This is a genomic window from Ramlibacter aquaticus (genome assembly GCF_015159745.1).
GTDB lineage: Bacteria > Pseudomonadota > Gammaproteobacteria > Burkholderiales > Burkholderiaceae_C > Ramlibacter > Ramlibacter aquaticus.
The window spans coordinates 1-9,066 of record NZ_JADDOJ010000117.1; the positions used below are offsets into that span (position 1 = coordinate 1).

Annotated in this window: 10 protein-coding genes; all 10 read left to right on the top strand. The window is 73.2% G+C overall.

From position 1 onward, the window contains the following. Positions 1–28 precede the first annotated feature (28 nt). The 10 genes from IM725_RS18880 (at position 29) to IM725_RS18925 (ending at position 9,031) form a co-directional block, all read left to right on the top strand. Positions 29–1,042: an ABC transporter substrate-binding protein gene (locus IM725_RS18880; protein WP_193782187.1), complete on the top strand. Its 1,014-nt coding sequence runs from the start codon at positions 29–31 to the stop codon at positions 1,040–1,042. A gap of 2 nt (positions 1,043–1,044) precedes the next feature. Continuing rightward, on the top strand, positions 1,045–1,812 hold the full coding sequence (locus tag IM725_RS18885; RefSeq protein WP_193782188.1) for an ABC transporter permease: 768 nt from the start codon (positions 1,045–1,047) through the stop codon (positions 1,810–1,812). Further along, entirely contained in the window at positions 1,809–2,639 is an 831-nt protein-coding gene (locus IM725_RS18890) for an ABC transporter ATP-binding protein (RefSeq protein ID WP_193782189.1), read from the top strand. Before IM725_RS18885 ends, IM725_RS18890 begins: the two co-directional genes overlap by 4 nt. Continuing rightward, positions 2,636–2,878 (top strand): DUF4089 domain-containing protein, encoded by a 243-nt coding sequence (locus tag IM725_RS18895; protein ID WP_287067697.1) that lies wholly within the window; start codon positions 2,636–2,638, stop codon positions 2,876–2,878. Before IM725_RS18890 ends, IM725_RS18895 begins: the two co-directional genes overlap by 4 nt. Then, positions 2,875–4,242, top strand: coding sequence for an AtzE family amidohydrolase (locus tag IM725_RS18900; RefSeq protein WP_193782190.1), 1,368 nt, complete (start codon positions 2,875–2,877; stop codon positions 4,240–4,242). The genes IM725_RS18895 and IM725_RS18900 overlap by 4 nt, the downstream gene beginning before the upstream one ends. A gap of 11 nt (positions 4,243–4,253) precedes the next feature. After that, complete coding sequence (gene hpxZ / locus IM725_RS18905) at positions 4,254–4,628, top strand: oxalurate catabolism protein HpxZ (RefSeq protein WP_193782191.1); 375 nt, start codon at positions 4,254–4,256, stop codon at positions 4,626–4,628. A 13-nt stretch (positions 4,629–4,641) separates the two neighbouring features. Next, a complete protein-coding gene (locus IM725_RS18910) occupies positions 4,642–5,310 on the top strand; it encodes a cysteine hydrolase family protein (RefSeq protein WP_193782192.1) in 669 nt (222 codons plus the stop codon). 1 nt (position 5,311) lies between these two features. Beyond that, positions 5,312–6,025: a GntR family transcriptional regulator gene (locus IM725_RS18915; protein ID WP_193782193.1), complete on the top strand. Its 714-nt coding sequence runs from the start codon at positions 5,312–5,314 to the stop codon at positions 6,023–6,025. A gap of 88 nt (positions 6,026–6,113) precedes the next feature. Then, the gene (locus tag IM725_RS18920) at positions 6,114–8,342 is read left to right on the top strand and encodes an ATP-binding protein (protein ID WP_193782194.1); all 2,229 of its coding nucleotides are present in this window, start codon (positions 6,114–6,116) and stop codon (positions 8,340–8,342) included. Positions 8,343–8,545: 203 nt separating this feature from the next. Further along, complete coding sequence (locus tag IM725_RS18925) at positions 8,546–9,031, top strand: hypothetical protein (protein WP_193782195.1); 486 nt, start codon at positions 8,546–8,548, stop codon at positions 9,029–9,031. Positions 9,032–9,066 lie beyond the last annotated feature (35 nt).

The window sequence follows — 9,066 nt, forward strand, 5'->3', positions numbered from 1 at the left end:
GTTCCACCCCACCCAGGAGTCGCACCCCATGAAGAAGAACACCCCCTCCGCCGCCGCCCCGGGCGCCAGCCGCCGGCGCCTGCTGCAGGCCACCGGCGCCGCCGCCGTGCTGGGCCTGGCCGGCACCGGCCGCGTGTTCGCGCAGGCCGCGCCCAAGATCCGCATCGGCTACTGGCCGGTGGCGGCGGGCCTGCCCTTCTTCGCAGCGATCGAGAAGGGCTACTTCAAGGAAGCCGGCCTGGACGTGGAGCCGCTCAAGTTCGCCGCCGCCGCGCAGGTGATGGAAGCCATGCTCGCCGGCCGCAGCGACGGCAGCGCCAACGGCACCGGCACCGCCAACCTCGCCATCGGCGAGATTGCGCAGCCCGGCCTGTTCAAGATCTTCTGCAGCAACCCCAGCAACGCCACCCACGTGCTGGAGGAATTCATCGTCGCCAAGGACAGCCCGATCAAGTCGGTCGCCGAGCTCAAGGGCAAGCGCGTGGCCAGCGGCCCCGGCATCCAGAACCTCACCCTGGCGCGCACCATGCTCGAGCGGGCCGGCGCCGGCGCGGTGAACGTGGTGGAGCTGCCGATCAGCCAGCACGTGGCGGCCATCGCCGCCGGCCAGGTGGACGGCATCTACACCCTGGAGCCCACCGGCACCGTGGGCCGGCTCAACGGCACCACCCGCGTGCTGGAGGCCGGCGTGGTCTCGCACTACATCCTGGGCGACCCGCAGGCGCCCTGGCACGGCGGCGCGGCCAGCCTGACCACCGACTTCCTGAAGAAGCACCCCGACGTGGCGAAGAAGTACATGGCCGCCTACGCGCGCGGCGTGGAGCTGGTGCGCAAGAGCCCGGCCGAGGCGCGCCAGTTCATGAAGGGCTACACCGCGATCGAGGGCCCGCTCACCGGCGAGGTGCCGCTGGCCACCTACATGCTGTGGAACGAGTTCAAGCCCAGCGACGTGGCCTACTTCCAGAAGTTCTACGACCTGTTCTCGGACAAGGGGGTGTTCGAGAAGAAGGTGGCTGTGGACGGCCTGCTGTACCGGGGCTGAGCATGGACGCCGCCTGGAACCGGGTGCACCGGGCCCTGCCCGTGCTGGGGCCGCTGCTGCTCTTCGTGCTGTGGGACTTCGTGGTCCGCTTCGGCTTCATCAAGCCCATCCTGCTGCCGCCGCCGGCCGCCACGCTGCAGACCCTGGCCACCGGCCTGCTGGGCGGCCCGCTGCTGGGCGACTTCGCCGTGACCGTGTGGCGCACGTTGCAGGCCTTCCTCATCGCCGCCGTGGTCGGCATGCCGCTGGGCATCGCCCTGGGCAGCAGCGAGCGGGCCTACCGCAGCGTGGAGTTCCTGATCGACTTCTTCCGCTCCACGCCCTCCTCGGCGCTGATCCCGCTGTTCCTGCTGGTGTTCGGCGTGTCCGACATCAACAAGGTGGCCATCGCCGCCTTCGGCGCCCTGCTGATCGTGGTGTTCAACAGCGCCTACGGCGTGATGAACGCACGCAAGCAGCGCGTGATGGCCGCGCAGGTGATGGGCGCGACGCGCTGGCAGCAGTTCCGCGACGTGCTGGTGTGGGAGAGCCTGCAGCCCTCCTTCGTCGGCCTGCGCTCGGCCGTCTCCATGGCGCTGGTGATCGTGATCGTGGCCGAGATGTTCATCGGCTCCGAGAACGGCCTGGGCCACCGCATCATCGACGCCCAGCAGGTGCTCAACGTGCGCAGCATGTACGCCAGCATCCTCGCGGCCGGGGCGCTGGGCTACGCGCTCAACGTGCTCTTCCTGGTGGCCGAGAAGCGCATCGTGCACTGGAGCGGCCGATGAACGCCGCCGTGCTCAAGGCGCCGGTGGCGCCCTATGCCGACGTGCCTCGCCCGGCCTTCCGGCCCGGCCCGGCCGGCACGCACATCACGATCCGCGGCCTGACCAAGCACTTCGCCGGCTGGCCGCTGTACGGGAACTTCGACCTCGACATCCCCAAGCACAAGATCACCTCGGTCTTCGGCCCCAACGGCTGCGGCAAGAGCACGCTGATCAACATGATCGCCGGGCTGGTGCCGGTGGACCGCGGCGAGATCCTCTTCGACGGCAAGACGCTGAAGGAGACGCGCATCGGCTACGTCTTCCAGAACTACCGCGAAGCGCTGTTCCCCTGGATGCGCACCATCGACAACATCGCCTACCCGCTGAAGCTGGAAGGGCGCAGCAAGGCCGAGGTGGACCGCCGGATGGAGGAGCTGGTGGCCAGCTTCGACGTGAAATTCGACCTCAAGCGCCACCCCTATGAGCTCTCGGGTGGCCAGCAGCAGACGGCGTCCATCATGCGGGCGCTCGCCAACCACCCCGAGGTGCTGTTCCTGGACGAGCCCTTCTCGGCGCTGGACTTCGAGATGACCCTGTTCATCCGCGAGAAGCTGCAGGAGGTCTTCATGCAGACGGGCACCACCATGCTGCTGGTCTCGCACGACCTGGAGGAGGCCGTCTACCTGGCCGACGAGGTGCTGCTGCTCACGCGCCGGCCCACGCAGGTGGCCGAGTTGCTGCGCTACGAGGACCCGCGCCCGCGCACCGTGGAGACGCTGACGCAGCCCAGCTTCATCGCGACCAAGAAGCAGAGCCTGGAAATCTTCCAGCGCGAGGTGCGGCGGTGACGGCGTCGCAGCCCGTGCCGCCCGCAGGGCCAACCGCGGCCCAGGTGCTGGCCCATGTGCACGCCAGCGCCGCGCTGCTGGGGCTGCCGCTGGACGAGGCCCGGGCCCAGGCCGTGGCCGGGCACCTGCTGCGCAGCGCCGGCCTCGCCGCCCTGCTGGAGGCAGTGCCCATGCCGCCCGACCTGGAGCCCGCGGAGGTCTGGTGCCCCGCGCCCTTCCCCGGCGAGGACCCGGCATGAGCTCGGCCGGCCTGCTCGCGCGCATCCGCCGGGGCGAGACCTCGGCCCGCGAGGCCTGCGAGGCCGCGATCGCGCGCATCGAGGCCAGCGACGGCGTGACCAACGCCTTCACGGACCGCACCTTCGCGCGCGCCCGCGCGGAGGCCGATGCAGTGGATGCCCAGCGCGCCACGGGTGCCATGCTGCCGCCGCTGGCGGGCCTGCCCTACGCGGTGAAGAACCTGTTCGACATCCAGGGCCTCACCACCCTGGCCGGCTCCAAGGTCAACCGCGGCCTGCCGCCCGCGCGCGAGGACGCCGTGCTGGTGCAGCGCCTGCGCGCGGCCGGCGCCGTGCTGCTGGGCGCGCTCAACATGGACGAGTACGCCTACGGCTTCACCACCGAGAACAGCCACGTGGGCCCCTGCCGCAACCCGCGCGACCCGGCGCGCATCGCGGGCGGCTCCTCGGGCGGCTCCGGCGCGGCCGTGGCCGCGGGACAGGTCCCGCTGACGCTCGGTTCGGACACAAACGGCTCCATCCGCGTGCCGGCCTCGCTGTGCGGCGTGTGGGGGCTCAAGCCCACGTTCGGCCGCCTGTCGCGCCGCGGCAGCTTTCCCTTCGTGCACAGCATCGACCACCTGGGGCCGCTGGCCGACTGCGTGGAGACGCTGGCCGCGGCCTACGACGCGATGCAGTCGCCCGACCGCGAAGACCCCGGCTGCCACGCGCTGCGCGTGCAACCGGCCGCGCCCGCGCTGGGACGCGGCGTGGCGGGCCTGCGCATCGGCCTGCTGGGCGGCTACTTCCACGAGCACGCATCGGCCCCGGCCCGCGCCGCCGCCGCCGCCGCGGCCCAGGCCCTGGGCGCCGCCGACACGGTGACGTGGCCGGACGCCCTGCTGGCGCGCGCCGCCGCCTTCCTGATCACCGCCAGCGAGGGCGGCAGCCTGCACCTGGCCAACCTGCGCACGCGGGCCCAGGATTTCGAGCCGCTCTCGGTGGACCGCTTCATCGCCGGCGCGCTGCAGCCGGCCCACTGGATCCTTCGCGCGCAGCGGTTCCGCCGCAGCTACCGCGACCAGGTCGCCGCCCTGTTCCAGCACTGGGACCTGCTCATCGCCCCCGCCACGCCCGTGGCCGCGCCGCCCATCGGCACCGAGTGGATCGAGTTCGAGGGCCAGCGCCACCCCTGCCGGCCCGCCATGGGCCTGCTCACGCAGCCCATCTCCTTCGCGGGCTGCCCGGTGGTGGCCGCGCCGCTGTGGCCCGAAGGCACGGGCGGCTTGCCCATCGGCGTGCAGCTCATCGCCGCGCCCTGGCGCGAGGACCTGTGCCTGCGCGCCGCCCGGGTGCTGCAGGACGCGGGCCTCGCCCACGCATGAACACATCGCCCATGGACATCAACCTTCCCGAGATCGTCGCCGAGGTCACGGCGCAATTCGCGCGCTACGAGCACGCCCTGGTGCACAACGAGGTCGAGGTGCTGGACGCGCTGTTCTGGAACAGCCCGCACACCCTGCGCTACGGCGCGGGCGAGAACCTGTACGGCTTCGAGGCCATCGCGGCCTACCGCGCCGGGCGGCCCGCCCAGGGGCTGGCGCGCAGCGTGCTGCGCACCGTGATCACCACCTACGGCCGCGACTTCGCCACCGCCAACATCGAGTTCCGCCGCGAGGGCAGCGAGCGCACCGGCCGCCAGAGCCAGACCTGGGTGCGCATGCCCGAGGGCTGGCGCGTGGTGGCGGCGCATGTCTCGCTGATGCTCTGAGCCCGGAGGCCGCATGCAGATCCCGGACGCCCTGCCCTTCCCCTTCGAGTTCCAGCTGCCGCGCAGCGCGCTGGTCATCATCGACATGCAGCGCGACTTCGTCGAACCCGGCGGCTTCGGCGAGAGCCTGGGCAACGACGTGTCGCTGCTGCGCGCCATCATCCCGTCCTGCCAGCAGGTGCTGGCCGCCTGGCGCGAGGCCGGGGGCCTGGTGGTGCACACGCGCGAAGCGCACGCGCCCGACCTGTCGGACTGCCCGCCCGCCAAGCGCCAGCGCGGCAACCCCGCCCTGCGCATCGGCGATCCGGGGCCCATGGGCCGCATCCTGGTGGCCGGCGAGCCGGGCAACGCGATCATCCCGGAGCTGGCCCCGCGGCCCGACGAGATCGCGCTGGACAAGCCGGGCAAGGGCGCCTTCCATGCCACGCCGCTGCACGCGCTGCTGCAGCAGGCCGGCGTGAGCCACCTCGTCTTCATGGGCGTGACGACCGAGGTCTGCGTGCAGACGAGCATGCGCGAGGCCAACGACCGCGGCTACGAATGCCTGCTGCTGGAGGACTGCACCGAGAGCTACTTCCCGCAGTTCAAGGCGGCGGCGGTGGAGATGCTGCGCGCCCAGGGCGCCATCGTCGGCTGGACCGCCACCAGCGCGCAGCTGCTGCGCGCACTGGCCGGGGCCTGAGGTGCAGGCGGGCAGCACCGCGCCGCCGCGCTCCCGGGCCGAGGAAGTGCATGCCCGGCTGAAGGAGGACATCGCCGACTTCCGCCTGGTGCCCGGCGACCGCTTCTCCGAGAACGGCCTCTGCGAGCGGCTGGGCGTGTCGCGCACGCCGGTGCGCCAGGCGCTGGCGAGGCTGGCGCAGGAGGGCTGGGTCGAGGTGCAGTCGCGCAGCGGCTGGCGCGTGCGCCCCTTCGACTTCGCCCGCTTCGAGCAGCTGTACGAGCTGCGCCTGGTGCTGGAATCGGCCGCGCTGCAACGCCTGTGCGAGGCCCGGCCCGGCGCGCAGGACGCGCTGCTGGCCCGCCTGGAGGCGCGCTGGGGCCCGTCCGGGGACGGGCCCAGCAGCGACGGCCCCCAGGTCGCGGCCTGGGACGAGGACTTCCACGGCGCCCTGGTGGCGGCGGCCGGCAACGCCGAGATGGCGCGCATGCACGGCGAGATCATGGAGCGCATCCGCATCGTGCGGCGCCTGGACTTCACCCAGCCCGCGCGCATCGCGGCCACCTACGCCGAACACGCGCGCATCCTGGGGGCGGTCCGCGCCCGCCGCCCGGACGAGGCGCTGGCCTTGTTGCGCGGGCACATCAGCGCCAGCCAGGCCGAGGTGCGCCGCATCACCCTGCACCAGGTGCAACTGGCGCGCGAGCGGGCGGGCAGCCCCGGCGCGGCCGGATAAGGCGCCGGAATCCGGGGTTATTCGGGCTTTGCGGCGGCCCAGCCATGGCAGGATGCATGGATCACGACACGACATCCCGCCTGAACCCATGCCGTGGCGCGTTCCCTTCCTGCCGCAGCGCGCCCCCGTGCGCGTGCGCCTGCTGGTCTACCTGGGCCTGTGCCTGGTGCCCGTGCTGCTGTTCGCCTTCACCCAGGGGCTGAGCGAGGAGCAGCGCATCCGCGACACCGTGCAGCTGGAGGCCTCCCAGGCGGCGGTGCGCCTGCACGAGCGGGTGGACCGCATGCTGCGCACCGCGGAGAGCGTGGCCCATGCCATAGGCGCCCTGGACCTGGACCAGCCCGGCAGCGAGGGGGCGTGCACCGCCGCCCTGCGCCAGGCGGTGCGCTCCATCGGCGGCTTCGTCATCAACTACACCGTGGCGCGCCAGAATGGCGAGGCCGCCTGCAGCGGCTGGCAACTGCCCTCGCCGCGGCCCAACTTCGCCGACCGCGACTACTTCCGGCGCGCCCTGGCCACGGGCGGCCCGGCCACCAGCGGCTTCCTCATGGGCCGCCTGTCCGGCCAGGGGGCGGTGCTGATCGCCGTGCCGCGGCTGCGCGGCGACGGCAGCGTGGCGTCGGTGCCGATCGCGACGCTGGCCGCCAGCGAACTGGCGGGCGCCGCGCGCGGCTCGGAGGACCCGGGCGTGCAGGTGGTGGTCGACATGGAGGGCCACCTGGTCAGCCGCAACCCGCCGCTGGCCAGCCTGCCGCCGGGCCGTGACATCACGCACAGCCCGCTGTGGGAGGTGGTGCGCAGCGGCAAGGAGGAGGCGCAGCTGGTGGGCCCGGACGGCGTGGAGCGCCGCTACGCGATCCGCACCGTGCTCTTCCACGGCGCGCCCGCCTTCCGCGTCGTCGCCGGGGTGGACCTGGGCCCTGCCCAGGCGCAGGCCCTGCAGGCACGGCTGCGCAACATCGCGACCGCGCTGGGCGTGGGCCTGGCCGTGGTGGCCCTGGCCGTGCTGCTGCCACGCCCGCTGCTGCTGGCCCGCGTGGCCGGCCTGCGCGAGGCGGCCCGGCGGGTCGCCGCGGGCGGCAGCGGGCGCATCCCCATCGCCACGCACGACGAGCTGACCGGCGTGGAACAGGCCTTCAACGAGATGCTGGATGCGCTCGACCAGCAGCTGGCGGCGCTGCGCGAGAGCGAGGACCGCTGGCGCCTGCTCTTCGAGCACAGCCTGGACGGCGTGCTGCAGACCTCGCCCGGCGGCAGCGTGGTGTCCGCCAACCCGGCGGCCTGCGCCATGCTGGGCTACACCGAGGAGGAGCTGCGCCAGCTCGGCCGCGACCGGCTGGTCCACCAGGCCGACACGCGCCTGGCCCGCCTGCTGGCGCAGCGCGACGAGACCGGGGCGGCCCGGGGACCGGTGAGCTTCCGGCGCCGCGACGGCACGACCATCGAGGTCGAGGTCTCGTCCAGCCGCTACCTGGACGAGCGCGGCCAGCCCAGCACCTGCATGGTGCTGCACGACATCACCGAGCAGAAGCGCCGCGACACCGAGGTGCGCGAGCTCAACGCCCGGCTGGAGGAGCGCGTGCGCGAGCGGACCGCGCAGCTGCAGGCGCTCAACGCCGAGCTGGAGGCCTTCTCGTATTCCGTCTCGCACGACTTGCGCGCGCCGCTGGCGGCGGTGCGCTCCTTCGCCCAGTACCTGCGCGAGACCGACGCGGTGCAGGGCGACCGGCCCCGCCACTACCTGCAGCGCATCGAGGCGGCGGGCGCGCGCATGGGCGAGCTGATCGAGGCCCTGCTCTCGCTGGCCCAGGTCAGCCGCGGCGAATTGCAGGCCCGCCCGGTGGACCTGGGCGCGATCGCCCATTCCATCGTCGAGGAACTGCAGGATGCCGACCCGGGGCGCAGCGTGCAGGTGCACGTCGCCCCGGCGCTGCAGGCCACCGGCGACGCCACGCTGCTGCGCGTGGCGCTGTACAACCTGCTGTCCAACGCCTGGAAGTTCAGCCTGCGCAACCCGCACGCGACCATCGAGGTCGGCGCGGAAACCGATGCCCAGGGCCGGCGCGTCTTCTTCGTGCGCGACAACGGCGCCGGCTTCGGCTCCGAATCGGCGCACCGCCTGTTCCAGCCCTTCCACCGGCTCCACGCCGAGGGCGAGTTCCCCGGCGTGGGCGTGGGCCTGGCCACCGTGCACCGCATCGTGCAGCGCCACGGCGGGCGCATCTGGGCCGAGGGGCGACCGGGCCAGGGCGCCGTGTTCCGCTTCACGCTGGTGGCCGCGACGCCGCTCGCGCTGCCGGCGCTCGGCAACGCCTGAGCCTGGCGCGGAAGAATGCCGCGGCGGCGTGGCGCGCCCGCGACGCGGCCGGCCCGGCCGTGCCTCGCGCGCAACGCCCCCGCGCCTTACATTTGCTGGCATATCCGTCACAATCGGGCTTTCGCCAACCTGCCGCGGCCGGGCTCCACCCGCCGGCCCGGCCCGCACGTCCACGACCCGGCATTCCGAAGGGCCCTTGCGTGATGAAGAAGATTTCCACCGGGAACACCTTGCCGACCCCGCTCGCCCGCGAGCTCGCGGGGGAGGCGGCCGAGCGCGCCTGGAATGCCGCCATCAGCGGCGGCGGCATGGAAGACGCAACGGTGCCGGCCCACCTGCTGGAGGAGACAGACTCCCGTCCCCCGGCCGACGCGGCCGGCCAGTCGCTGCAGGCCGAGCCCAGCTTCGACAACGTGCTGGCCGAGGTGCGCCGGCACAACCGCGCCTGCCCCCTGCCGCAGGCCTGGGCCCGCCTCTACCGCATCCTCATCGCCCATGCCGTGCGCACCGGCGTGGAGCCCCCGGTGCCTCCGGTGGACCAGCAGGCCTGGGCCGGCACGCCGTCCATGTCCAAGCGGGCGGTGCTGCGCGCGCAGCTGGAGTGGGCCGACGCCTTCGGCTGCCTGGCGCCCGTGCATGCCTTCCTGGTGCAGCTGCCGGATGCGCAGTGGACCCTCATCGGTGACTGAGCCCGGCCGCGCCCGCCGCCTCGATGCGCTGCAGG

Bases quoted from the DNA above. Each gene is read 5' to 3' on its own strand.
- IM725_RS18890 (WP_193782189.1), top strand. From the start codon at position 1,809: ATGAACGCCGCCGTGCTCAAGGCGCCGGTGGCGCCCTATGCCGACGTG.
- IM725_RS18910 (WP_193782192.1), top strand. From the start codon at position 4,642: ATGCAGATCCCGGACGCCCTGCCCTTCCCCTTCGAGTTCCAGCTGCCG.
- IM725_RS18880 (WP_193782187.1), top strand. From the start codon at position 29: ATGAAGAAGAACACCCCCTCCGCCGCCGCCCCGGGCGCCAGCCGCCGG.
- IM725_RS18920 (WP_193782194.1), top strand. From the start codon at position 6,114: ATGCCGTGGCGCGTTCCCTTCCTGCCGCAGCGCGCCCCCGTGCGCGTG.
- IM725_RS18900 (WP_193782190.1), top strand. From the start codon at position 2,875: ATGAGCTCGGCCGGCCTGCTCGCGCGCATCCGCCGGGGCGAGACCTCG.
- hpxZ (WP_193782191.1), top strand. From the start codon at position 4,254: ATGGACATCAACCTTCCCGAGATCGTCGCCGAGGTCACGGCGCAATTC.
- IM725_RS18885 (WP_193782188.1), top strand. From the start codon at position 1,045: ATGGACGCCGCCTGGAACCGGGTGCACCGGGCCCTGCCCGTGCTGGGG.
- IM725_RS18925 (WP_193782195.1), top strand. From the start codon at position 8,546: ATGAAGAAGATTTCCACCGGGAACACCTTGCCGACCCCGCTCGCCCGC.